This window comes from Catenulispora rubra, from assembly GCF_015356825.1.
In the GTDB taxonomy this organism is placed as follows: Bacteria; Actinomycetota; Actinomycetes; order Streptomycetales; family Catenulisporaceae; genus Catenulispora; species Catenulispora rubra.
The window spans coordinates 1-23,642 of the sequence record NZ_JAACYW010000177.1 but is presented as its reverse complement, the minus strand read 5'-3'; the positions used below and the strand labels follow the sequence as shown (position 1 = coordinate 23,642).

The 23,642-nt window shown below is 70.8% G+C and carries 24 protein-coding genes; 13 read left to right on the top strand and 11 right to left on the bottom strand.

What is annotated here, in order from left to right:
• Positions 1 to 173: 173 nt before the first annotated feature.
• The gene (locus GWK61_RS35375; RefSeq protein WP_194916053.1) at positions 174 to 1,028 is read right to left on the bottom strand and encodes an SDR family NAD(P)-dependent oxidoreductase; all 855 of its coding nucleotides are present in this window, start codon (positions 1,026 to 1,028) and stop codon (positions 174 to 176) included.
• Between the two features lie 138 nt (positions 1,029 to 1,166).
• Between GWK61_RS35375 and GWK61_RS35370 the strand changes: the two genes are divergently transcribed.
• Positions 1,167 to 1,778, top strand: a complete 612-nt coding sequence (locus GWK61_RS35370; RefSeq protein WP_194916052.1) for a PadR family transcriptional regulator — start codon at positions 1,167 to 1,169, stop codon at positions 1,776 to 1,778.
• Between the two features lie 58 nt (positions 1,779 to 1,836).
• Here GWK61_RS35370 and GWK61_RS35365 read toward each other — a convergent pair whose 3' ends face one another.
• The 4 genes from GWK61_RS35365 to GWK61_RS35350 all read right to left on the bottom strand — a co-directional run bounded on the left by GWK61_RS35365 (position 1,837) and on the right by GWK61_RS35350 (position 4,899).
• Positions 1,837 to 2,118, bottom strand: coding sequence for a metallothionein (locus GWK61_RS35365; RefSeq protein ID WP_194916051.1), 282 nt, complete (start codon positions 2,116 to 2,118; stop codon positions 1,837 to 1,839).
• A gap of 249 nt (positions 2,119 to 2,367) precedes the next feature.
• Entirely contained in the window at positions 2,368 to 3,348 is a 981-nt protein-coding gene (locus tag GWK61_RS35360) for a GNAT family N-acetyltransferase (protein WP_194916050.1), read from the bottom strand.
• Between the two features lie 85 nt (positions 3,349 to 3,433).
• Positions 3,434 to 4,180: an SAM-dependent methyltransferase gene (locus GWK61_RS35355; protein ID WP_194916049.1), complete on the bottom strand. Its 747-nt coding sequence runs from the start codon at positions 4,178 to 4,180 to the stop codon at positions 3,434 to 3,436.
• Between the two features lie 50 nt (positions 4,181 to 4,230).
• Complete coding sequence (locus tag GWK61_RS35350) at positions 4,231 to 4,899, bottom strand: TetR/AcrR family transcriptional regulator (protein ID WP_194916048.1); 669 nt, start codon at positions 4,897 to 4,899, stop codon at positions 4,231 to 4,233.
• 89 nt (positions 4,900 to 4,988) lie between these two features.
• Here GWK61_RS35350 and GWK61_RS35345 point away from each other — a divergent pair, with 89 nt between their 5' ends.
• From GWK61_RS35345 to GWK61_RS35315, 7 genes are all read left to right on the top strand, one after another.
• On the top strand, positions 4,989 to 5,834 hold the full coding sequence (locus tag GWK61_RS35345; RefSeq protein WP_194916047.1) for an acetoacetate decarboxylase family protein: 846 nt from the start codon (positions 4,989 to 4,991) through the stop codon (positions 5,832 to 5,834).
• Positions 5,824 to 6,720, top strand: coding sequence for an SDR family NAD(P)-dependent oxidoreductase (locus GWK61_RS35340; protein WP_194916046.1), 897 nt, complete (start codon positions 5,824 to 5,826; stop codon positions 6,718 to 6,720). Before GWK61_RS35345 ends, GWK61_RS35340 begins: the two co-directional genes overlap by 11 nt.
• A gap of 12 nt (positions 6,721 to 6,732) precedes the next feature.
• A complete protein-coding gene (locus GWK61_RS35335; RefSeq protein ID WP_194916045.1) occupies positions 6,733 to 8,058 on the top strand; it encodes an amidohydrolase family protein in 1,326 nt (441 codons plus the stop codon).
• On the top strand, positions 8,058 to 9,329 hold the full coding sequence (locus GWK61_RS35330) for an amidohydrolase family protein (protein WP_194916044.1): 1,272 nt from the start codon (positions 8,058 to 8,060) through the stop codon (positions 9,327 to 9,329). The genes GWK61_RS35335 and GWK61_RS35330 overlap by 1 nt, the downstream gene beginning before the upstream one ends.
• Before the next feature lie 382 nt (positions 9,330 to 9,711).
• Entirely contained in the window at positions 9,712 to 10,812 is a 1,101-nt protein-coding gene (locus GWK61_RS35325; protein WP_194916043.1) for a trypsin-like serine peptidase, read from the top strand.
• A gap of 116 nt (positions 10,813 to 10,928) precedes the next feature.
• Positions 10,929 to 11,360 carry a large conductance mechanosensitive channel protein MscL gene (gene mscL / locus GWK61_RS35320; protein ID WP_323747904.1) on the top strand — a complete coding sequence of 144 codons (432 nt, stop codon included), beginning with the start codon at positions 10,929 to 10,931 and terminating at the stop codon, positions 11,358 to 11,360.
• Positions 11,361 to 11,486: 126 nt separating this feature from the next.
• Positions 11,487 to 11,981: a DUF1003 domain-containing protein gene (locus tag GWK61_RS35315; protein WP_194916041.1), complete on the top strand. Its 495-nt coding sequence runs from the start codon at positions 11,487 to 11,489 to the stop codon at positions 11,979 to 11,981.
• Between the two features lie 91 nt (positions 11,982 to 12,072).
• Here the strand turns inward: GWK61_RS35315 and GWK61_RS35310 are convergent, their stop codons facing one another.
• Both GWK61_RS35310 and GWK61_RS57255 read right to left on the bottom strand, forming a co-directional pair.
• Positions 12,073 to 12,957, bottom strand: coding sequence for a D-alanyl-D-alanine carboxypeptidase family protein (locus GWK61_RS35310; RefSeq protein ID WP_194916040.1), 885 nt, complete (start codon positions 12,955 to 12,957; stop codon positions 12,073 to 12,075).
• A 99-nt stretch (positions 12,958 to 13,056) separates the two neighbouring features.
• Positions 13,057 to 13,848: a helix-turn-helix transcriptional regulator gene (locus tag GWK61_RS57255; RefSeq protein WP_228563472.1), complete on the bottom strand. Its 792-nt coding sequence runs from the start codon at positions 13,846 to 13,848 to the stop codon at positions 13,057 to 13,059.
• 239 nt (positions 13,849 to 14,087) lie between these two features.
• Here GWK61_RS57255 and moaA point away from each other — a divergent pair, with 239 nt between their 5' ends.
• Both moaA and GWK61_RS35295 read left to right on the top strand, forming a co-directional pair.
• The gene (gene moaA, locus GWK61_RS35300; RefSeq protein WP_194916039.1) at positions 14,088 to 15,077 is read left to right on the top strand and encodes a GTP 3',8-cyclase MoaA; all 990 of its coding nucleotides are present in this window, start codon (positions 14,088 to 14,090) and stop codon (positions 15,075 to 15,077) included.
• Positions 15,078 to 15,199: 122 nt separating this feature from the next.
• The gene (locus GWK61_RS35295) at positions 15,200 to 16,006 is read left to right on the top strand and encodes an isocitrate lyase/PEP mutase family protein (RefSeq protein WP_194916038.1); all 807 of its coding nucleotides are present in this window, start codon (positions 15,200 to 15,202) and stop codon (positions 16,004 to 16,006) included.
• A gap of 62 nt (positions 16,007 to 16,068) precedes the next feature.
• Here GWK61_RS35295 and GWK61_RS35290 read toward each other — a convergent pair whose 3' ends face one another.
• From GWK61_RS35290 to GWK61_RS35275, 4 genes are all read right to left on the bottom strand, one after another.
• Complete coding sequence (locus tag GWK61_RS35290; protein WP_228563471.1) at positions 16,069 to 16,293, bottom strand: hypothetical protein; 225 nt, start codon at positions 16,291 to 16,293, stop codon at positions 16,069 to 16,071.
• 218 nt (positions 16,294 to 16,511) lie between these two features.
• Complete coding sequence (locus GWK61_RS35285) at positions 16,512 to 16,928, bottom strand: DUF3099 domain-containing protein (protein ID WP_194916037.1); 417 nt, start codon at positions 16,926 to 16,928, stop codon at positions 16,512 to 16,514.
• Positions 16,929 to 17,099: 171 nt separating this feature from the next.
• Entirely contained in the window at positions 17,100 to 18,533 is a 1,434-nt protein-coding gene (locus GWK61_RS35280) for a metallopeptidase TldD-related protein (protein WP_323747903.1), read from the bottom strand.
• Positions 18,530 to 20,041, bottom strand: coding sequence for a TldD/PmbA family protein (locus GWK61_RS35275; protein ID WP_194916036.1), 1,512 nt, complete (start codon positions 20,039 to 20,041; stop codon positions 18,530 to 18,532). Before GWK61_RS35275 ends, GWK61_RS35280 begins: the two co-directional genes overlap by 4 nt.
• Positions 20,042 to 20,198: 157 nt before the next feature.
• Between GWK61_RS35275 and fabG the strand changes: the two genes are divergently transcribed.
• From fabG to GWK61_RS35260, 3 genes are all read left to right on the top strand, one after another.
• A complete protein-coding gene (fabG, locus tag GWK61_RS35270) occupies positions 20,199 to 20,903 on the top strand; it encodes a 3-oxoacyl-[acyl-carrier-protein] reductase (protein ID WP_194916035.1) in 705 nt (234 codons plus the stop codon).
• Between the two features lie 2 nt (positions 20,904 to 20,905).
• The gene (gene fabI, locus GWK61_RS35265) at positions 20,906 to 21,676 is read left to right on the top strand and encodes an enoyl-ACP reductase FabI (RefSeq protein WP_194916034.1); all 771 of its coding nucleotides are present in this window, start codon (positions 20,906 to 20,908) and stop codon (positions 21,674 to 21,676) included.
• Positions 21,677 to 22,071: 395 nt separating this feature from the next.
• Positions 22,072 to 23,622, top strand: coding sequence for an MFS transporter (locus tag GWK61_RS35260; RefSeq protein WP_194916033.1), 1,551 nt, complete (start codon positions 22,072 to 22,074; stop codon positions 23,620 to 23,622).
• The last annotated feature ends 20 nt before the right edge of the window (positions 23,623 to 23,642 follow it).

The following is a 23,642-nucleotide window of genomic DNA, read 5'->3' as shown; positions in this document are numbered from 1 at the left end:
GTGGATCACCAGGCGCCTGGGCAGCGGAGTAGCGGAGGCGGCCAGCCCATCGATGAGCGCCCCGGCCAGCTCCTGCCGGGTCATCGGCCGGCCTCGCAGCGTGTAGCCACCCGCGGCGTCCGGGCGGCTTCCCACGTGTGGCGACGGCGTGGCGGGGCGTTCGCTGTTCGCGCCTATTGCGCCGCGGGGACCTTGTTCAGGCCCATGACTCCCGCCAGCAGCCGATCCCGCGTCCGCAGCGGCAGCCGCGCCACCAGCCCGAGCATGCGCGTGTCGGGTCCGACGGTGTAGCGGGGCTTGGGCTTGCGAGCGGTCAGTGCCCTGATCACGGCGTCGGCCACGATCGTCGGCGAGGCGGCCTTGGACTTGGCCAGCGCTCCGTCCACCGCCTGAAGCTGTGCCTCGTAGAGGGCGCGTTCGGCGGGGGTCAGGGCCGCCGTCGCCTTCGCCGTGGCCTGCGCCGCCTTGGTGAAGATCGCGGTGTCGATGAAGCCCGGCTCGACCACGACGACCGGCAGCCCCCAGTGCGCGAGCTCCAGGCGCTGGGCGTCGGACAGCGACTGCAACGCCGCCTTGCTCGCCGAGACCGGCCCGAAGAAGGGCCCGGCGACCCGCGCCGTCGCGGCGGTGATGTTGACCAGCCGTCCGCGGCCGGTGCGCAGCAGCGGCAGGAACGCCTGGGTGACCGCGACCGCGCCGAAGACGTTGACGTCGAACTGGTGCCGCAGGTCCTGCGCGGTGACCAGCTCCAGCGGGCCCTGCACGATGATGCCGGCGTTGTTGACGATGCCGTGCAGGGCGGTGCAGCCGTCGTCCAGGACGTGTTTCACGGCATCGGCCACGCTGGCGGGATCGGTGACGTCCAGCTGGAAAGCCCGGACATCAGGATGCTGCAGGAACTCCCCGCCCGTTTCGCGCACCGCCGCGTAAACGCGGAACCCGCGCTCGGTCAACGCCTGCGTCGTAGCACGTCCTACGCCGCCGCCCGCGCCGGTCAACAACACCGCGCGCTTCTGCTCGCCGTCCATGACAGCCCTCCCCATACGTCTCACTCAACATGTCTGTCGGTACATGTCATCGTCTACATGTCAGCACCGATGTGTCAAGATGGACGGTCAGCCACTGACCACCACCGACGACCACCGCCTGCCAGGAGGACCCCGCCGATGTCGCTGCGCCACGGCCTGCTCGGCCTGCTCGCCGAAGGCCCGGCCAGCGGCTACGACCTCGCCCGCCGCTTCGCCGAAGCCCTCGGCTCGGTGTGGCCGGCGCAGCACCCGCAGATCTACTCGGAGCTGGCGCGCCTGGAGACCGCCGGCCTGATCGAGGTGGAGAGCACCGGCCCGCGCCGGCGCAAGGCGTACCGCATCACCGACGAGGGCCTGGCCGAGGTGCGGCGCTGGCTGGCCGAGGTGGAGGTGGACCACACGTTCCGGATGGAGACGCTGTTCCGCGCGTACTTCTTCTGGCTGATGGACCCCGAGGATCTGAAGACGCACCTGGCATCCGAGCAGGCGTTCTTCGCCGAGACCGCGGCGGCGCTGCGCGGCTACGCCGAGACCAAGGACCGCGGCGAGTGGGGCACGAGCACGCAGACACGTGCGATGCGGATCGCGCTGGAGGCGGGGATCCGGATAAACGAAGCGCTCGCGGGCTGGGCCCAGTGGGCCCACGAGACCGATCTCATGACCGCCGAGGACTTCGGTACGGCGAAGCCGAAGGAAGACGCCGGCTCACTCGACGCAGGCTCACCCGATCCTGACGCCGGCATGCGCTGACCAGCTTCCCGGTGTCACACCCGGTACGCCCTGCACGCCCGGCTCGCCCGAGGCTCTGTTACGCACCGCCACCGGCGGCGATCAGGTGCCCGGGATGCGAGGCGTGGTCGACATGGTCGGCGATGCCGTTCGCCCCGGCGGACTTCGCGCAGTGCGCACAGCAGTAGAACTTGCCGTCCGCCTCGACGCCGTGCCCGACGATCCGGCACCGGCAGTGCTCACACGTCGGCGCCATCCGGTGGATCGCGCACTCGAACGAGTCGAAGGTGTGCTTCACGCCGGCGGCGACGACGTCGAACGACATGTAGTAGTCGTTGCCACAAACTTCACACACAGCCATTTCCGACTCCCGGGTCACGGTGACAGGACGTGGCGGCCTCTCCCGCCGAGAGCGGCCTACCCGGGGTTCTCGGGCGGTAGTCGATCGCTAGGCCATGCAGGCCACCGCCCGGGGTCGGTCCGCCGCCGGGTTCCTCGACGACTAAGGAACCAACACTGGGCGGCCTCGGACTGAACAGGTGTTCGCGGTGATGGATCCGGGTCTGTCAGAAGCCTGATCCGGCCGCTCCGGCTACGGTTCCGGCTGCTGCTACGGCTCCCGGGGCAGGATGTGCACGACCTCGATCTGCTCCATGACGATCTGCGCCGTCAGCACCTGCGGCTCGCTCTCCTCGTCGTCGTCGAAGGCGCCGTCGGCGAACTTCTCCCGGGCCTCCTGCTCGGCGTCGGCGTCGGCGTCGGCGTCGTCCTGCTCCTCGGCCTCCGGCGCGAGCGGCACGCCCAGCACCGGCTCCTCCGGGCCGCCCTCGAACGAGACGGGCGTCGGTGTCGGCGCGCCGCCGGCGCCGCCGCCGGCCGCGGGCTTGCTGAAGGCGTCGAAGCCCTCGGGCGCGTCCGCAGCGTCGGCGGAAGCCGCGGCCTCGCCCGGGGTGCCGGCCGCGGCCTCAGCCGCCGTGCCAGCCGCGCCAGCCGCCCCGGCATCCCCCGCCGCACCGGCGGCATGCGCCCCGCCGCGGCCGCCGCCGCGCCACTCGGGCATCGTGATGGCGTACATCGCCCGGTCCTGCCACAGGCCGCCGACCAGGAAGCGGTCCAGGAGCACGCCCTCGGGCCGCATCTTCACGTGCTCCGCCACCCGCATCCCCGCGGTGTTCCGCGGGTCCACGGTGGTCTGCACGCGGTGCAGCTCCAGGCGGGAGAACGCCAGCTCCAGCAGCAGGCGCGAGGCTTCGGTCCCCAGTCCCTCGGCCCAGCGGTCGGGGCGCAGGTAGACGCCGATCTCGCCCTGGCGGTGCGGGAAGCTGAGGATGTCCAGCGTCGCCGAGCCGATCAGGTCCCCGTACTGCTCGACCGCCAGGTAGAAGCTGCGGCGGGGCTGGAGCTGGGCCATGCGCGCGGTCTCGGACAGCCACGCGCCGGTGGTGTCCGGGGTCGCCAGGGCAGGCCAGGGGGTGTGCGCGGCGACCCGTGGGTCGCCGGCTATGCGCTGCCAGGCCAGCAGGTCGTCCGGGCGGAACTCGCGCAGGGACAGGCGAGGGCCCCTTGGGTATTCATGGAGCGGTGAAGACACGGCAGAACGTTATGCGATCGCCGGGCTCGCGTCAGCCCGAAAGCGACAATGCTTTGAGGGCATCAGTGCTCGGTCAAGGCCTGTACTACCCGGGGACACCCAGTGTGAGCATGGTGAATCCGAAGTAGTCGCGGTGTCCGCGCAGCCAGATGCTCCGTTTGCTTTCGAGATGGTCACGCACCGCCGCGGCGTCCGGATGGTCCGGATCGGCCAGCAACCACTCCTCGGCGTCCATCGTCTCCAGCGATTCGTAGTCGTCCCACTCCGAGCGGGTCGACGACTCGACGCGCAGCGGACGGAACCCGGCCGCGACGGCGTGGTCGACGAGGTCCGCCAGCAACTCGTAGCTCCCGGCGGTGGTCCCGGGCCACATCTCGGCCAGCCGCTCCGGCGGCGGCACCGTCTCCCAGTGCTCGACCCCGAAGAACAGCCGGCCGCCGGGATTCACCAACGGACGCAAGGCTTCCAGCGCCCGCGTCACGTTCCTGCCGAACGCCTGCCACGCCCCGCTGCTGATCACCACGTCCGCCGACCGCGCGTTCTCCCGCGCCGGTCCCTCGACGAACTCCACGCGGTCCCCGAGCCCGCGCGCCGCGGCGTTGGCGCGCCCGCGCGCGAGATCCCGTCCCGACAAGTCCACGCCGTACCCCCGCGCGGACGGCGCCAGCGCGAGGACCCGCAGCAGTAACTCGCCCCAGCCGCACGCATAGTCGGCGACTGTCGCCGGCTGCGTGGCTGCCAGGTCCGCGGCTATGCGGTTCGCGCGCTCCTCGGTCATCGGCGAGTGGAACACCATGTGTGCGTAGGCTTCGACGATCTCCTCGACTGTCATGCCGACCAAGGTAGGCGGGACGCCGATCGCAGGCTACTGATCCGCGGGCGCTATTGATCCGCGAGCAGCGGCTGATCCGCGAGCAGCGACCGCACCAGCGCCTCGGTCGCCACCGCGAACAGCCGGTCGGCGTCCACCGGCGTGGCCAGCGCACCGGCCAGGGCGGCATCGGGCGCCGGCTCGGCCTGCCACAGCTCCTCGGCCGACGGATGCTGCTCCGGCGAGCGGTCGGTGTGCCGTTCGACGAGGATGAACCCGATCACGTGGTACTGCAGGGCGCGCACCGCCTCGGCGGCCCGCGCGCCGCGCAGCCCGGCGGCCGAGATCTCGGCGACCAGCGCCAGCTGCGAGGGCAGGAACATCGCCGGGGTCAGGCCGCGCTCGTTGACCAGACCGATCAGGTGCGGATGGTCCCGCAGCACCCGGCGCAGCTCCACCGCGAGCGACAGCACGCGCGCCGTCGGCGTCGTCCCGTGCGCGGGCAGCGTCTCCAGGCCGTGCACCATCTCCTGCACCAGCTCGTCGAGCAGCGCCTCGCGGTTGCCGACGTGCCAGTAGATCGACGTGACCGCGACCCCCAGCTCGGCCGCGAGCTTGCGCATCGACAGCCCGGCCACGCCTTGCTGCTCGACCAGGCGGGTCGCGGCGTCCAGCACGGCGCGCCGGGTCACCGCCGGCGCGCGGCTCGGCTTCGCCGCCTCCTGGCTTCGACCGGTCACGGTGCCATCCTCTCGCCACCGATGGCTCTTTACCCTTCACGCCCGCGGGTGTAACGGTGTTACAGAAGGCTTATGACGAGGAGTCAGATATGCCCAGAGTGCGCTATGGCCCCCGCGACCTCGAAGCCGTCGCCGCGGCCCGCGAATCCGCCTCGAAACTGCCCGATCTGTGGTCCACCGGAGTGCACGCCGTCTGGGAGACCGACCCCGATGCCCTGGCGCAGGTGCTGCCTCCGCCCCTGAAGCCGACCGCCAAACCGTACGTGCGCGCCACGATCAACCAGGTCGACATCTTCGGCACGCCGCTCGGCGCCGCGGCCATCTCGGTGGCCTGCGCGCACGGCGCCGAAGAGGGCTGGTACAGCCTGGTCATGCCGATGACCACCGAGCGCTCGCTGATCGGCGGCCGCGAGGTCTTCGGCGAACCGAAGAAGCTGGCCGAGGTCGTCGTGGACCGGGACGGCGAGCAGGTGGCCGGCACGGTCACCCGGCACGGCGTCACCTTCGCCGAGATCCGCGGCCGGATCGCCGACGTTCTGGAACCCCCGGCGCCCTACGTCAAGGTCGACTGGTATCTCAAGTTCCTGCCGGCGGTGGACGGCTCCGGCTTCGACGCCGATCCGCTGCTCGTGCGCTGCGTCCGGAACGAGAAGACCAGAGCCCTGCACGCGGTCGAGGGCGAGGTCATCCTCCGCGAGTCGGCGCTCGACCCGATCGCCGACCTGCCGGTGCTCCGGCTGGTCGAGATCACCTTCGGCGAGAAGACCTCCGACCAGCGCGGCGAGGTCGTGGCGCGGCTGGATCCGAAGGAGATCCTGCCCTACGTGCACCAGCGCTACGACGACCCGGCGCAGGTCCATGATTCGGTGCTCATCAAAGACCCGGCCGAGGTGCCCGAGGCGTCTGAAGGACCCGAGGTGCCCGATGCTGGCTGACCTGCCCGGCAAGACCGCGGTCGTCACCGGTGCGGCCAGCGGTATCGGCCTGGCGATGGCGCGCCTGTTCGCTGCCGAGGGCATGAACGTGGTGCTCGCCGACGTCGAGGAGCCCGCGCTTGACAAGGCCGTGGCCGAGGTGGGTCAGCAGGCGGCGCAGGGCGCGCGGGCCATCGGCGTCGTCACTGACGTCTCGCTGCCGGAGTCCGTGGAAGCGTTGGCCGACAAGGCTTTCGCCACCTTCCCCAGCGTCGACGTCCTCTGCAACAACGCCGGCGTCGGCTCCGGCGCCGAGGGCCCGATGTGGCAGCACGAGCGCACCGACTGGCAGTGGGCCTTCGCGGTCAACGTCTGGGGCGTCTTCCACGGCGTCCAGGCCTTCCTGCCGCGCATGATCGCCCAGGACACCCCGGGCCACGTCGTCAACACCAGCTCCCCGGACGGCGGCATCGCCCCGCTGCCCACGGCCAGCGTCTACGCCGTGACGAAAGCGTCGATCGTCACGATGACCGAGGCCCTGTACGCACAGCTGAAGCAGGCCGACGCCAAGATCGGCGCCTCGGTGCTCTTCCCGGGCCCGCACATGGTCCGCACCGGCCTCTGGGAGAGCTACCGCAACCGCCCCGAGCGCTACGCGAAGACCAAGCCGCGTCAGAGCCCGTATCCCACGCTCGAAGGCTGGGAGCAGGCGATGAAGGCGGCCGGGCTCGAAGCGAAGATGACCGAGCCCGAAGAGGTCGCGGCGCACGCGCTGGAGGGGATCCGGACCGGAAGCTTCTGGATCCTGCCGAAGGGCGGCTCGTCCGACGACATGATCCGGCGGCGCTCGCAGTCGATGTTGGAGCGCACCAACCCGGGATACCTCGAAAAGTTCATCCTCGACTGAGGAGAAAAAGCTATGCCAGAGCTCGACAACAGCCCCTACGTCGTCATCTCCTCTGACTGCCACGCAGGCCTGCCGACCGAGGAGTACCGCACCTACATCGAGGCCAAGTACCACCCCGCCTTCGACGACTTCCTCGCCGAACAGGCCGCCCGCGTCGAGGCCGCGACCAAACTCGGCGTCCGCAACCCCGAGTTCGCCCGCACCTGGTTCGAGGAACACGAAGAAGGACTGCGCGGCGGCTGGGACTCCGCGCAGCGCGACAAGGAACTCGACGCCGACGGCGTGACCGCCGAGGTGATCTTCCCGGACGCCGACGCCGTGGAGTCCACCACCGCCGCGCCCTTCGGCGTCGGTCTGACCTTCTCCGGCGGCCTGGACCAGGAGCTGGCGCTGGTCGGCGCCCGCGCGCACAACCGCTGGCTGGCCGAGCTCTGCGCGCACTCGCCGGAGCGGCGCCGCGGCGTGGCGCTGGTGCCGATCACCGGCGATGTGGACGCCGCCGTCGCCGAGATCCGGCGGGCCAAGGACTCCGGGCTCGGCGCGGTCATGATCCCGGCGATGTGGGAGGACAAGGCGCCGTATCACGACCGCCGCTACGACCCGGTGTGGGCGGTCTGCGAAGAGCTCCAGATGCCGGTCGCGACCCACTCCGGCGTGGCCCCGCGCGACGAGTACGGCGACCACCTGGGCATCTACGTCTCCGAGGTGACCTGGTGGCCGGCCCGGCCGATCTGGTTCCTGATCTGGTCCGGCGTCTTCGAGCGCTTCCCGCACCTGTTGTTCGGCGTCACGGAGGCCGGCTGCTGGTGGGCGCCGAACCTGCTGTGGTTCATGGACCGGCTGTTCCTCGGCGCCCACGCCGCCGCCAAGCTCACACCGTTCGAGGAGGTGAAGCGGCCGCCGAGCGAGTACTTCGACCGCAACTGCTTCATCGGCGCGACCAACACCAAGCGTCGCGAGCTGGCGCACCGGTACGAGATCGGCATCGACAACATGCTGTGGGGGAACGACTTCCCGCATCCCGAGGGCACCTGGCCGAACTCCAGGAAATGGCTCAAGACCACGTTCCACGACCTCCCGGTCGACGAGACACGCCGGATGCTCGGCCTGGCCGCCGCCGAGGTGTACGGGTTCGACCTCGCCAAGCTCCAGCCCATCGCCGAGCGCGTCAACTTGCGGCCGAGCGACCTCGGCCAGTCCGGCGACGAGGCGGCCGGCTGGGCCGCGGCGCGCGAGGTCGGCCGGCACTGGCTGACCGGGCACGACTTCCCGGTCATCGGCTACGGCGCCGCCCTCGGCGGCCACCGCACCGAGGGCGTCGGGCCGGAGGTGTCGTGATGACCGGGAACACTGATGGCGTAGGGGCCGCCAGGTACACCGTCATCTCCGCCGACGGCCACGCCGGCGCCGACCTGTTGGACTACCGGCCCTATCTGGAGTCGAAGTACCACGACGAGTTCGACGCGTGGGCCGCGACGTACGTGAACCCCTACGAAGACCTCCTGCACGGCGACGCCGAGCGCAACTGGGACTCCGCACGCCGCCTGGCCGACCTGGAGCGCGACGGCATCGTCGCCGAGGTGCTGTTCCCCAACACCATCCCGCCCTTCTACCCGAGCATGTCGCTCAGCGCGCAGCAGCCGAGTGCCGAAGAGTACGGACTCCGCTGGGCCGGCCTGCGCGCGCACAACCGCTGGATGGCCGACTTCTGCTCCCAGACCCCCGGCCGCCGCGCCGGCACCTGCCAGGTCCTGCTCGGGAACGTGGACGACGCCGTAGCCGAGGTCCGCTGGGCCCGCGAGCACGGCCTGTTCGGCGGCGTCCTGCTGCCCGGGACCCCGCCGGGGACCTCGGTCCCGCAGCTGTACTCGGACGTCTACGAACCGCTGTGGGCGGTCTGCGAAGAGCTCGACATGCCGATCAACCACCACGCCGGCTCGGCGTCCCCGGAGATCGGCCAGGAGCCGGCGGCGCGCGCGGTCTTCATGATGGAGATCACCTGGTTCGCGCACCGCGCGCTGTGGCACCTGATCTACGGCGGCGCCTTCAAACGCCACCCGGGCCTGAAGTTCGTGCTCACCGAGCAGGGCTCCGGCTGGGTGCCGGGGGTCCTGGAGATGCTCGACTACTACCACCGCGCGTTGGTGCGCCGGATGAGCTCGGCGACGGGCGGCAACACAGGCGCGGTCACCGCCGAGAGCCGCTTCGGCGCCGGCATCGCCGAGGCGGTGGGCCTGGCGCCGAGCGAGTACTGGAAGCGGAACTTCTACCTCGGCGCCTCCTTCATGCGGCCCGACGAGGTGCCGCTCCGGCACGCCATCGGGCTGGAGAAGCTGATGTGGGGCGGCGACTACCCGCACGACGAGGGCACCTTCCCGTACTCGCGCGAGGCGCTGCGCAACTCCTTCGCCGGCCTGCCGCACGCGGAGATCGCCGCGATCCTCGGCGGCAACGCGGCGCGGGTCTACGGGTTCGACCTCGCGGCGCTCGACCCGGTCGCGGCGGCGGTCGGCCCGACCACCGCGGAGATCGACGAGCCGCTGAAGCAGGCGCCCCCGGACGCCACCTCGCCGACCTTCGGCACCGACAGCGTGATCCGGGTGTGGTGAGGCCGCGAGCTCCTGACCTGAGCAGACCCGACCTGATCCGTCATGACCTGACCTGACCCGACCTGACCTGCACCCGCGCGACGCCTCCGCTTAAGTCGGAAGTCGCTGGGCATACGTGATCTCGTGGAACACGGCACACGGCACACGGCGATCCGCCACCGTCACTCGGTCGGCGGATCGCTTCACGTTCGGCGCAGTTCGGGCAAACCTTCATCACTTGCTCAGGTGCTGGAGGTTCATTGGTCGGACCGGAGCCGGGACGCGGCGACCGCTGCGCTTTCATGGTGATCTGTATCCGTGGCTTACACGCCAGGCGGCAGAGTGACACCGGAACGGCCGCTCGGCCGGCGAACAGGTCGGAGGTGAGCGGAGGGTGACGCCGATGGAGGTTCCCGACCGGCGGTCGCGGGTCGCGCGCAGGCGCCAGCGGGCCCAGGCCCGCAAGCGTGCTCGAGCCCGCCGCGCGGCGCTGGCCGCCGGGGTGGCCGGGATCGTGGTGATCGCCGGGATGCTCGGCACCGCGTTCAGCACGTCGGAGTCGGCCGGGGCGATGACCGCCGAGGGGGCCACGGAGTCCGCGCCGTCGCCGGCGGTCGCGACGACCAGCAGCTCCTCGACCTCGGCGACGGCGACCCCGCACAGCGGTGCCGCGGCTGCCGCCGCAGCCGCGGCGGCCCCGCCGTCGGCGGTGGCCAGCGTGACCAGCACCGCCCAACCCGGCAGCGTCACCCCCGAGCCGACCGCCAAGACGTCGGCCAGTACCGCCGACCCGGCCGCGGCCGCCGGGCCCGGTTCCACGGTCGACACCCCGGACGAGCCGTCGAGCTCGCCGAGCGCGAAGCCGTTCGGCGGCACCGCGGTGGCCGGGGTCCTGTACCAGCCGAACTCCGGTGTCTCCAGCCACTTCTGCAGCGCCTCGGTGGTGCACAGCTCGGCCGGGGATCTGGTGATCACGGCCGCGCACTGCGTCTACAGCGACGGTCCCAAATCGGACATCGCGTTCGCGCCCGGCTTCCACGACGGCCAGCTGCCCTACGGCTCCTGGACCGTCACCAAGGTTGTCGTCTCCCAGAACTGGCAGAGCTCCAACGACCCGGACGAGGACGTGGCGTTCCTGCAGGTGGCTCCGAACTCCAACGGGGCCTCGCTGGAGTCGGTGACCGGGGCCGACCAGATCGCCTTCGACCAGGGCTTCGGGATGCCGGTCACGGTCCCGGCCTACCCGCAGGGCTCGGACACCCCGATCACGTGCGTGTCGCCGGCGAAGAAGTACAGCGCCACGCAGACCGAATGGGACTGCCGCGGCTACCCGGACGGGACCTCGGGCGCGCCGTTCCTGACGAATGTGGACGCCGGCGGGGAGAAGGGGACCGTCATCGGCGTGATAGGCGGCTACCAGCAGGGTGGCAACACCCCGGACATCTCCTACAGCGCCTACTTCGGCTCGGCCGTGCAGGCGCTGTATCAGAGCGCGTCGTCATAATCCGTCCGTTTCGCCGGATTCGATCCTGTCGGGTGAGATAACATCCGACTCACCCGTACCCGCCCCTTGATCGCGTTCGGTACGCTTTAGCCTCCCACCGAAGCGGTGGCCCCGTCGTGCGGCCGCCGACCCCCACTCGTGGAAGGCTTCCGATCTTGTTCTCCGGCTTCAAGAAGTTCCTGATGCGTGGCAACGTCGTCGACCTCGCGGTCGCCGTGGTCATGGGCGGTGCGTTCAGCGCCATCGTCAACTCGCTGGTCAAGGACGTCATCATGCCGTTGATCACGGCGATCTTCGGCAAGCAGGACTACACGAAGCTGAAGGTGACGATCAACAAGTCGGAATTCGCCTACGGCGACCTGCTGACCAACGTGATCACCTTCGTGTGCGTCGCCGCCGCGGTGTACTTCCTCATCGTCATGCCGCTCAACCGCATCAACGAGCGGCGCAAGGCCCGCCTGGGGATCCCGGAGCAGGCCACGGCGACCGAGAAGGAGCTGCTGGCGGAGATCCGCGACCTGCTCGCGGCGCAGCGCAACGGCCGCTGAGCCGCCACCGGCGTGGCTCCCCGGACAGCACGCCCACAGGACTCTCACGGACCCGGCCGGGCCGGTTGGCAAAGAGTTCCAAGGTCAGCGACAAATCTGTGACCTGGCTCTGCGACACTCGCTCGCATGACCGCACAAGCTCAGCTGAAGTCCTCTGTGAAGTCCGCCGTGAAGCACATAGCGCCGGGGAGCTGGCGCCGGCACCCCGGCGTCCGCACCGGGGAGCAGCTCACCCGCGGCGAGCGTGCCGCGGACAAGATGCGCAACGGCATGGGCTCGTGGATGTTCGTCTTCGTCTCGCTGGTGTTCCTGGCCGTCTGGATGACGATCAACATCGTCCTGGACAAGTCGACCGGACACACCTTCGACGCGTATCCGTTCATCCTGCTGAACCTGGTGCTCTCCTGCGTGGCGGCGCTGCAGGGCGCGATCCTGCTGATCGCGGCCAAGCGCTCGGACCAGGTGTCCAGCGAGCTGGCGCAGCACGACTACGAGGCGGACTGCCAGTCGCGGGAGATGCTGCAGGTGCTGACCGAGGAGTTCGCGGCGCTGCGGACGCAGCACGCTGAGCAGAGCACGCAGCTGGCCGAGCTGATCGCCCGGCTGCCCAAGGCGGAGTAGCGGCTCGACTGGCTCAGCTGAGCAGCCGAGCCGCGATTCTTGATCCCGACCAGACCCGACTAGATCCGACTAGATCCGACCAGACCAGACCCTACGGATGCGGCAGCAGCGCCGGGCACCCCTGCGTCTTGTACCGGGACTGGTACTCGAAGTGCCACGTCTCGTCCTGGTACCGGCGGCACAGCCCGTACTTCCCGGCCGTCGACTCCAGCCAGGCCGCGCCGGACGGCGGGGCGATGTCCATCGCGTAGCCCTGCACGTGCGCCGACTCGCTCGGCGGCAGCGCGTACTGGCGCGCGGCCTGCGGGGAGCCCAGCTGCTTGACCCAGCAGTCGAAGACGCGCTGCTGGTAGGCCGCCGAGCGGTAGCCGGAGTTGAGCACGAAGCTCACACCGGTGGCCTGGGCGGCCTTCTGCGCGGTCAGGAACGCCTGCTGCGTCCCGTGGGTCATGCCGCTGAACTTCACCGCGTCGTCGGCGGGGGTGTCGTGGCTCGTGTTCTCGCAGTCGCCGTTCTCGCCGTCGGCCGGGGGCGGGGCCGAGGTGGCGCTCTTGCTCGGCGACGTCGGCGAGGTCGCCGGGGTCTTCGGCGAGGTGGACGGGGTCTTGGCGCCCGACGTGGGCGCCGGGGTGTTGGTGTCCGAGGTCGCGGAACCGCCCGTGGTGCCGTCGGTGGTCGGGGTGCCCGGTGCGGAGGTCTGCCCGGGCGTGGGGCCCGGCGTGGAGCTCGACGCGGCGTTCAGCGTGGTGTCGTGGGAGGTGGAGTGCGAGCGGCCGGCCAGGGCCGCCGCGGTGCCGGCCACGGCCAGCGCGGCGATCGCGACGCCGCCGACGACGAACCAGCGCTTCGGCCGGCGTCCGGTCGGTTCTCCGTAGGCGGGGCCGCTCTCGTACTCGCCGGCCCGGGCCGCCGCCTCCGCCGCGGCGCGGCCGATGTCCTCACCCGGTTCCTGCGGCGTGTGATCGCGCTGTTCCATGTCTGGAAAGACGTGCGGAGGGTGTCTTTCGTTGCTGCCCGCGGTGTCTCGGTTGAGTCACAGCCTGAATCACGTCCGCTGGTGTCACGACCGCCAGCGTCACGACCGCCAGCGCGTGGCGGCCTGGACTCGGCACCGGACGCCGAGCTTCACGTAGGCGTGCTCCAGATGCTTGTCGACGGTCCGCGGGCTGATTCCCAACCGCGTGGCTATCTGCCGGTCGGTCAGCCCCCGGCACAGCAGGTCCAGCACGTCGGCCTCGCGCGGCGACACCTTCTCCCGACGCGGGCCCGGCCCGCCGAACGGCGCCAGCGCGCGGCCGATCCGGGACCGCACCGCCTCGGCGACGGCGACGTCGTGCTGCGTGAAGTCGGGGGAGGCGCGGTTGAAGAGCACGACGACCCGCCGCTGCTCGTCCGGCCGCACCGCCATCACCAGCTGGCGCCGCGCGTTCAGCGGCGCGAACAGCGCGGAGAACACCGGCAGCCGGTGGAACTCGTGGTCGGTGTGCAGATCCGAGCGCCGGGTCGCGGTGCCGGGGCCGTGCCAGGCCGCCGCCAGCAGCGGGTCGTCGGCGTGCGCGGCCAGCAGCGCGGCCAGCATCGAGGCCTGCTCGGCGCCGACCGACCCGGCCGGCTCGGCCCGCCAGGTCGCCGGATGCCGCCGGTCGGAGGCCAGCCACAGCACGGTGTCGGCCGGGACCGCGCGCCGCAGCACCGGCAGCAGCCGGTCCACCAGCTCGACCTCGTCGACCGCGCCGAGCAGGACGTCCGCGACGGCCAGGATCCGGCACAACCCGACCTCGCCGGGGGTCGGGATGCGGGCCGGCGGCGCCGGGCGCGGCGTGGGGGCGAGCGGGGGCGGAGACGTGAGCTGAACCGGAGACGGCATGCGGATCACCTGCGATCGCGACGTGTGCGGCGGCTGCGGATCGGGCGGACCTTGGTGGCTCTGCGTGGCGGGATTCTGCCTGAGGGTGGAACACCATGCAGCCTAGCGAGCCTCAGCAACCTCGGATATGCCCTTGCGCATCGAGTCTTCGCACTGTGGACGGGAACAACGGGGGGTTCTGGGAAGCTGGGAAGGTAAAGCGCCGATCTTCGGCGAGGCTTGGCGGAAAGAGGGGCACGATGCTGGTCGACACGTTCGGCAGAACGGCGACGGACTTGCGGGTGTCCCTGACCGACCGCTGCAACCTGCGGTGCACCTACTGCATGCCCGCCGAGGGGCTGCCCTGGCTGCCGAAGGCGGAGCTGCTGACGGACGCCGAGATCCTGCGCCTGATCCGCATCGCGGTAAACCTGCTCGGCGTGGACCAGGTGCGCTTCACCGGCGGCGAGCCGCTGGTCCGGCCTGGCCTGGCCACCCTGGTGGCGCAGGTGGCGGAGCTGCGTCCGCGCCCCCGTATCTCGCTGACGACCAACGCCCTCGGCCTGGCCCGCCTGGCCCCGACGCTCAAGGACGCCGGCCTGGACCGGGTGAACGTCTCGCTGGACACGCTGGACCCGGCGGTCTTCCGCGAGCTGACCCGGCGCGACCGCTTCGCCGACGTGGTCGCCGGCCTGGCCGCGGCCGCCGAGGCCGGGCTGACCCCGGTGAAGGTGAACAGCGTCCTGATGCGCGGAGTCAACGACGCCGAGGCCCCGGCCCTGCTCAGGTGGTGTCTGGAGCGCGGCTACGAGCTGCGCTTCATCGAGCAGATGCCGCTGGACGCCCAGCACGGCTGGGACCGCGCGCAGATGGTGACGGCCGACGAGATCCTGGCGACCCTGGAGACCGAGTTCAAGCTGACCCCCGAGGGCCCGGCGGCCCGCGGTGCGGCCCCGGCGGAGACCTGGCTGGTGGACGGCGGTCCGGGCCGGGTCGGCGTGATCGCCAGCGTGACCCGCCCGTTCTGCGGCGCCTGCGACCGGGTCCGCCTGACCGCCGACGGCCAGGTCCGCACCTGCCTGTTCGCCCGCGAGGAGTCGGACCTGCGCGGCGCGCTGCGCGATGGCAAGAGCGACGAGGAGCTGGCTGAGCGCTGGCGCGTGGCGATGCTCGGGAAGAAGCGCGCGGCGGGGATCGGGGAGCCGGGGTTCGTGCAGCCCGAGCGGCCGATGTCGGCCATCGGGGGCTAGGCGGGCGGTCGCCTGGCGGTCGGTCTTCGGCGCAGCCGACCTTGCGACCTCGCGTAACCCCGACGGATTCACCTCCGGCCGAATCAGATGCGACCGTGGGCGCGGTCTGATTCGCTGTCCGCATGACATCTCAGCACGACAAGGCCACCCGGTTCCACGCCCTGCACGTCCCCGGCACCCCGCTCGCCCTGGCCAACGCCTGGGACGGCGCCAGCGCCCGCATCGTCGCCTCCACCGGCGCGCCCGCGGTGGCGACCACGAGCGCCGGCGTCGCGTGGGGCCTGGGCGCGGCCGACGGCGGCCACCTGGACCGGGAGCGTGCGGTGGCGCTGATCCGGCGGGTCGTGGACACCGTCGAGGTGCCGGTCACCGCGGACATCGAGGACGGCTTCGGGCCGGACGCGGACGCCGTGGCCGAGACCGTCGCGCAGGTGATCGCGGCCGGTGCGATCGGAGTCAACATCGAGGACGGCCCGCGTGATCCGGCCGAGCTCGCCGCGCGCATCACCGCGGCGCGGAAGGCTGCGGACAACGCAGGCATCCCGCTGTTCGTCAACGCCCGGATCGACGTGTTCCTGTTCGGGCTCGGTGCCGAGCAGGACCGCCTCGGCGAGACGCTGGCGCGGGCCGAGCGCTACCTGGCCGCCGGGGCCAGCGGCGTCTTCGTGCCCGGGGTGGCCGCCCCGGAGACCATCGCCGAGCTGGTCAAGGGCATCGACGCGCCGCTGAACGTGATGGTCGGGCCCGGGGCGCCGACGGTCGCGGAGCTCGCCGCGCTCGGGGTGGCGCGGGTCAGCCTGGGCGCCGCCGTGGCCGAGGCGGCTTACGGGCTGGTCCGCCGCGCGGCCGAGGAGTTGGCCAAAAGCGGTACCTACACCGCGGTCGAGGGCGGGCTGCCGTACCCGGAACTCAATGGTCTGATGAGCTGATCGCTTTTTGCTGAGGAACTTGAGGCATCCGCTGTTTTCCGCCAGGGGCGGCGGGTGCTTTCTCAGTCCTGCGGCGTGCCCGGCGTGAAGGGTTCCACCTCGATGAGGAACCCCCGGAGGTCCAGGAAGTCGGCCAGATGCTGCCGGTGCTCCTCGCAGGCCAGCCACACTTTCCGCCGCTCCGGCGTGTGCAGCTTGGGGTTGTTCCACACCACGCTCCAGGCGGCCTGCGTGCGGCAGCCCTTCGCCGAGCAGATGGCGGTCGTGGGGGAGTCTTCCGAGGTCACGAAGCCACTGTAGAACAGCTTCGCGATGGGCTGTGTTCCATGAAAGACAAAGACGCGGCGTCGAACGGCCACGGGGGGAGCCGCTCGACGCCGCAAGTGGCGCCCCGACGGGGGTTCAGGGCGCAGGTAAGAAGTATGACATGCGTAGACCCGCTAAGGGAATGGGCCCCTTACTTTTCGCCAACCGCCGCGGGCACGCCGCTCGACCAGCGGCGGGCTCAGTCGTCGTCGCCGACGATCCGCCCCACGATGGGCTCGTCCGGAGCCGAGCCATCGTTGTCTCGGGGGTCTCCGGAGTGGTCCGACGCCGTGTTCCGACCGCTTTGTCCGGGCAGTAGCGCCTGCCGTTCGGCGTGCGTGAACGGGGAGTCCGCACCCGGCTCCGGCTCGCGTCCGCCGTTGGCGTACACGACCGCGACATACGGCAGCACCAACGCCAACACCGCCAGCCCGATCTTCCACGGCCAGGCGATCGGCAGGATCACGATCAGCAGGAACGCCGCGACCCTTATCCCCATCGCCATCAAGTACTTCGACTCCCGGGACCGGATGTCCTGGCTGAGCGGCTTGGGGGCGTCGGTGATCCCGTGTACGACGTCCTGCCGATGTCCGCTCTTGTCCCGCCCGATCCGCATACTCCCAGGCTACGCCCGCCGTCCCGGCCCACGACAGGACCCCGCCGACATCATCTCGGCGGGGTCCTGATAGTGCTGTGCGGCTGTCGCGCTCGGGCGCGGTCGGCTCGGGTCGGGTGTGGTCGGGTGTGGTCGGGTGTGGTCGGGTGTGGTCGGGTTGTGCGGCGCGGCCTACGAAGCCGGGCTCACCGAGGACATGTTGAAGTCCGGGATCCGCAGCGCCGGCATCGCGGTCCGGTTGAAGTACTCGCCCCACTCCCGGGAGAACGTCCGCTCGGTCCGCCCGGCCTCGGCGATCCGGGAGAGCAGCGACACCGGCGACTCGTTGAACCGGAAGTTGTTCACCTCGCCGACCACCTCGCCGCCCTCTACCTTGTAGACGCCGTCCCGGGTCAGCCCGGTCAGCAACAGGGTCTGCGGATCCACTTCGCGGATGTACCACATGCTGGTCAGCAGCAGGCCGTCGCGGGTGGCGCCGGTCATCGCGTTCAGCGTCGGACCGCTCCCGCCGGGCGCCGCGTCCAGGATCAGGTTGTCGATGAACGGCGTCGTCGGCAGCTGCGCCGCCGCCGCGGTCCGCCGCGTGCCGACCAGCGAGGAGAGCTGGCCGTCCTTGATCCACTCGGTCCGGCCGAGGGGAAGGCCGTTGTCGAACACCGACTCCGAGGCGTCGGAGGAGTACGCCGCGGCGTAAGGAGCGCACTCCAGCCCCGGCGCGTTCGGGTCGCTGCGCAGCGTCGCCTTGATCGCCGAGGAGCCCGCCACGCTCTCGCCGAGCCTGGACCCGCCGCCGCTCGTGCTGTAGACCGAGCGGCCGTCCAGGGCGTCGCGCAGCGCGGCGGCCCAGTAGGCGTAGATCATCAGATCGGCGACCGAGCTCGGCGGCAGGATCGTCTCGTAGCGGCCGGCCGGCAGGTCGATCTTGCGCTTGGCCCACTCCAGCCGCTGCGCCAGGTCCTGGCCGACGGCCACGACGTCCACGTCGGAGAAGTCCGCGGTCGGCACGCCGGTCCAGGCCGAGCGGGAGCGGTCGCCGGACTTGGCGTTCAGCTGCACCGAGCCGGTCGGCTGCGCGTGCCGCAGCCGCAGGCCGGTCGAAGAACCCAGATACTGCGTGCCCAGGCTGTGCTCGGCGTAGCCGAACAGCAGGTTGCCCTCGGCACGCGCGGCCGCGAGGGCCTCGCCGAGCGCCGGGGCGAACGCGGAGAACACCGAGATGTCGGTCTGCGCAGGCGCCTCGTCCCAGTCCGCCGACACCCGGCCGGGGACCAGGTCGGCGGCGTCGTCGGCGGGACCGGACTCCTCGGCTGCCCTCTCACTGGCCCGGACCAGGTCCTCGATGGTGGACAGGTCCACACCCGAGCGGCCGACCACGCCGACCGCGGCCGAGGCCGCGCCGGTCCCGCCGTTCTTCGTCGAGATGACCGTGACCTGCTGGCCGGCCGTGACGCCGTTGGTGGTCAGGGTGTTGTTGGCCCAGCGCAGGTTGGCGTCGGTCGCGGCGTCCACGAGCACCACGGCGCCGTCCGCGCGGGAGAGCTCCAGGGCCTTCTCGACCAGCTGCTGCGGAATGGCTTGCCCCGACTGGGAAAACACAGTGCTCACTGACCGGCCTCCTGGACGGTGTTGAGGATGCGGATGCCGCGGAACAGCGCGGTCGGCGCGCCGTGGCTGACCGGGGCGACCTGCCCGGGCTGGCCCTTGCCGCACTGGAACGAGCCGCCGACGACGTAGGTCTGCGGGCCGCCGACCGCCTCCATGGCGCCCCAGAAGTCGGTGGTCGTGGCCTGATAGGCGAAGTCCTTCACCTGGCCCTTGAGCTCGCCGTCCGCGATCAGGAAGGCACGCTGGCCGGTGAACTGGAAGTTGTAGCGCTGCATGTCGATCGACCAGGACTTGTCGCCGACGATGTACAGCCCGCGCCGCACGCGCGAGATCAGCTCCTCGGCGGAGGGGCCGTCCGGGGCGGGCTGGAGCGAGACGTTGGCCATGCGCTGGATCGGGACGTGCGCGGCGGAGTCGGCGAAGGCGCAGCCGTTGGAGCGGCCGCCGTTCAGGCCGTTGAGCTGCGCGATGCGCCGGTCGAGCTGGTAGCCGGCCAGGATGCCGTCCTTGACGATGTCCCACTGCTGCGTGCGCACGCCCTCGTCGTCGAACCCGACGGTGCCCAGGCCGTGCTCGGACACCCGGTCGCCGGTGACGTTCATCACGGGGGAGCCGTATCTCAGGGTGCCGAGTTTGTCGGGCGTGGCGAACGAGGTGCCGGCGTAGGCGGCCTCGTAGCCGAGCGCGCGGTCCAGTTCCGTGGCGTGGCCGATGGACTCGTGGATGGTCAGCCACAGGCTCGAGGGGTCGATGACGAGGTCGTACTCGCCGGGCTCCACCGACGGCGCGGCGAGCTTGTCCCGCAGCAGGCCCGGGAGCGCGTCGAGCTCGGCGTCCCAGTCGAAGACCTCGTTGCCCGTGTAGAACTCCCAGCCGCGCCCGACCGGCGGGGCGACGGTGCGCATCGTCTCGAAGGCGCCGCTCTCCTCGTCGACGGCGACCGCGGTCAGCGCGCCCTCGGTCCGGACCCGCTGCTGGGTGAGGCGGTTGCCGGCCAGGTCGGCGAAGAACTTGCATTCTTGCGCGGCCTCGAACATGGCGTCCACGTGCGCCACCCCGTCGGCTGCGAGCAGCCGCTCGGACCAGCGCTGGAAGTGGCCGATCTTCTCGGTGTCCGGGACGTCGAAGGGGTTGACCTCGTAGCTGGAGACCCAGACCTGCTCGCCGTGCGACGGCTCCGGCGCCAGCACCACCGGCTCGGAGTTCACCGGCTTGGACACCTTGGCGACCTCGACGGCCTGCTCGGCCAGTGCGGCGGCGGTCTCAGCGGTCAGCGCCACGCCGGCGGCGAAGCCCCACGTGCCGTCGTACACGACGCGCACGCTCAGGCCGCTGTCGGAGGAGTCGCTGACGCCGTCGACCTTGCCGTCGCGCAGGTTGATGTTCTGGGAGCGGACGGTCTCGACGCGGAAGTCGGCGTGCTCGGCGCCCAGGTCGCGGGCCCGGGACAGCGCCGCTTCGGCGAGATCGCCCAAGGGGAGCGAGGTGAAGGACTCGTCTACGGTCATACCGCCCAACCTAATGGGAAGTCGGTGGCGGGGGCCGGTTGTGGAGGTCCTACAAAGCCGACGCCCGGCGATCTATGCCCACCGTGGTTGCGGCTACCGCCGGGTAGCCCGATAGCTTGGCAGCGACGTTTTGAAGAACAAGAACAGAGGTGCTGAATTGAGCCGGTCCGTACTGGTCACGGGGGGAAACCGGGGAATTGGCCTGGCCATCGCGAAGGCCTTCGCGGCGAGCGGGGACAAGGTCGCGATCACCTACCGCTCGGGCGAGGTCCCCGAGGGGCTGTTCGGCGTGAAGTGCGACGTGACCTCGGCCGAGGACGTGGAGCGCGCGTTCGTCGAGGTCGAGGCCCAGCAGGGGCCGGTCGAGGTGCTGGTGGCCAACGCCGGCATCACCCGGGACACCCTGCTGCTCCGGATGAGCGACGAGGACTTCGCCGCGGTGCTGGAGACCAACCTGGTCGGCTCCTTCCGCGTCGCCAAGCGCGCCAGCAAGGGCATGCTGCGCCTCAAGCGCGGCCGCATCGTCCTGATCTCCTCGGTGGTCGGGCTGTCCGGCTCGGCCGGGCAGGCCAACTACGCGGCCAGCAAGGCCGGCCTGGTCGGCTTCGCACGCTCGGTGGCCCGGGAGATCGGCTCGCGCGGCATCACCTGCAACGTGGTGGCGCCGGGCTTCGTCGAGACCGACATGACCGCGGTGCTCACCGACGACCGCAAGAAGGAGATCCTCAAGCAGGTGCCGCTGAACCGGTACGCGTCCGTCGACGAGGTCGCCGGCGTCGTGCGGTTCCTGGCCTCGGAGGACGCCGCGTACATCACTGGAGCCGTCATCCCGGTTGACGGCGGACTGGGAATGGGGCACTGAGCATGGGAATCCTCGAAGGCAAGCGCATCGTCGTCACCGGTGTGCTCACCGACGCCTCGATCGCCTTCCACGCCGCGCGCATCGCGCAGGAGGAGGGCGCGCAGGTGGTGCTCACCGCGTACCCGCGGCCCTCGCTGACCCAGCGGATCGCCAAGAAGCTGCCCAACGGCGACGCGCCGGTGATCGAGCTCGACGTGACCAACGTGGAGCAGCTCGCCTCGCTGGCCGACAACGTGAAGCAGTACATGGACGGCGTCGACGGGATCGTGCACAGCATCGCGTTCGGCCCGCAGGACGCCCTCGGCGGCAACTTCCTGAACACCCCGTGGGAGTCGGTGGCGACCGCGGTGCACGTCTCGGCCTACTCGCTGAAGTCGGTCGCGATGGCGCTGCTGCCGCTGTTCCCGGAGACCGGCGGCTCGATCGTCGGGCTCGACTTCGACGCGCAGGTGGCCTGGCCCGGGTACGACTGGATGGGCGTGGCCAAGGCGGCGCTGGAGTCCACCTCCCGCTACCTGGCCCGCGAGCTCGGACCGCGCGGCATCCGCAGCAACCTGATCTCGGCCGGCCCGCTCAAGACCATGGCCGCCAAGTCGATCCCGGGCTTCGAGAAGTTCGACGGCGTCTGGGACGAGCGGGCGCCGATCGGCTGGGACCTGACCGACATGGACCCGGCGGCGCGCGGCATCGTCGCGCTGCTGTCGGACTGGTTCCCGCGGACGACCGGCGAGGTCATCCACGTGGACGGCGGCGTGCACGCGATGGGTGCGTGAGGTTCGCGCTCGTTCTGCGGGGCCTGCGGGTCCTGCGGGCTCTGCGGCGGCTGTGTGTTCCGCCGGCTCAGCGGTTCTGAGGTGGGATTTCCTGCGGTAGCAGGGTGGTTTCGACAAAGCGGCCGGGTCCGGTACCGAGAGGTGCCGGGCCCGGCCGCTTCTCGATTCGTGCTCTTCTCGCCGGGGTCGGCCGCACGGCGCCAAATTCAGGCGAAACCTGTCAGTGGTCTCGGATAAAAAGGTGTTGTACCCGCCGCGGAGGGTGGGGACACCATCAATCTGAGGTCGCAGGGCCCCGCGAGATTCGCGATATAGCTTGACAGTCGCAGCACGCGCTATATCGTGTGCTGCGAGCGAATTCAACGCTGGGCCTGCGGTCGGCGCGGAGGGGAATCATGAGCGAGGCGGTGAGCGGTACCCAGGACGTGGTCGTCCCGGCTGCCGACGCGGTGCCCGTGGACGGGGCGTCCGCGAAGGAGAAGGAGAAGGGGTCCTCGGCGCTTCCCAAGGGCGCGTGGGCAGTGATGTTCACCGTGCTCGGCGCCTCGATGATGGACCTGCTGGACGCCACGGTGATGAACGTCGCGGCGCCCTCGATCCGCAACGGGCTCGGCGCGTCGAACACCGAGTACCAGTGGATCAGCACCGGTTACGTGCTGTCCTTCTCGGTGCTGCTGATCGCCGGCGGACGCCTCGGCGACATCGCCGGCCGGCGCCGGATGTTCCTGATCGGCCTGGCCGGCTTCACGATCATGTCCGCGGTCTGCGCCGTCGCGCAGAACCCGGGCGAGCTGATCGCGGCCCGGCTGCTGCAGGGCAGCGCCTCGGCCATGATGATCCCGCAGGGGATCGGCATGATCCGGGAGAAGTTCGGCCGGGAGAACAGCCAGAAGGCGTTCGCGATCTTCGGGCCCTTCATGGGCCTGTCCGCGGCCCTGGGCCCGGTGCTCGGCGGCACGCTGATCACCTACGCGTCGTGGCGCTGGGTGTTCGTGATCAACCTGCCGGTCGGCGTCATCGCGCTCTACTTCGCCGCAAAGGTGCTGCCGAAGGTGCACCACAGCGAGGGGGAGCGTCCGAAGCTGGACTACATCGGCCTGGTGCTGTGCTCGATCGCGGTCGGCCTGCTGGTCTACCCGGTCATCCAGGGCCGCGAGCACCACTGGGACACCGGGATCTGGCTGATGCTGGCCGGGTCGGCCGTGGTGATGGTGCTGTTCGCGGTGTATGCCCGGGCGCGGCACAAGAAGAACCTGGACCCGTTCCTGGAGACCAGCCTGTTCCGCAAGCGGGCCTTCACCACCGGGACCATGACCATCTTCCTGTTCTTCGGCGCGTGCGCGGCGGCCTTCACCGTCAGCCCGCTGCTGCTGCAGGTGTCCCTGGGCTGGTCGCCGCTGCGGGCCGGGCTCACCGGGGCGTGGTGGTCGCTGGGGACGATCATCTCGATGGGCGCCGGCCAGGCCTTCGTGAAGAAGACGCCGCGCCGGGTGCTGCACGCCGGGCTGCTGACGCTGGCCGTCGGCATGGCGCTGAGCGCGTTCATCATCAAGCACTACGCGGGCACCTCCTTCACGCTGAACGCCGAGCACCAGCCGATCTGGCACAGCGGCGTGACCAGCTGGAACCTGGCGCCGGCGCTGCTGGTGTCGGGGATCGGCATGGGCCTGGTGTTCGCGCCGTTCTTCGGCCTGGTGCTGGCCGCGGTGGACGACCACGAGCTGGGCTCGGCGAACGGCGTGATCAGCTCGTTCAACCAGCTCGGGAACGCGGTCGCGGCGGCGCTGTTCAGCACGCTGTTCTTCAACCGGGTCGAGAGCGGCGGCTCGCCGTTCCCGGCGGCCGAGCTGGTGTACTGGCTGGCCGCGGGGATCCTGGTGCTGACCTGGCTGCTGGCGTTCATGGTGCCGAAGACGGCGCGGAGCGAGGACGAGATCATGGTGTGACGCCGGCCGGCGTCTCAGAG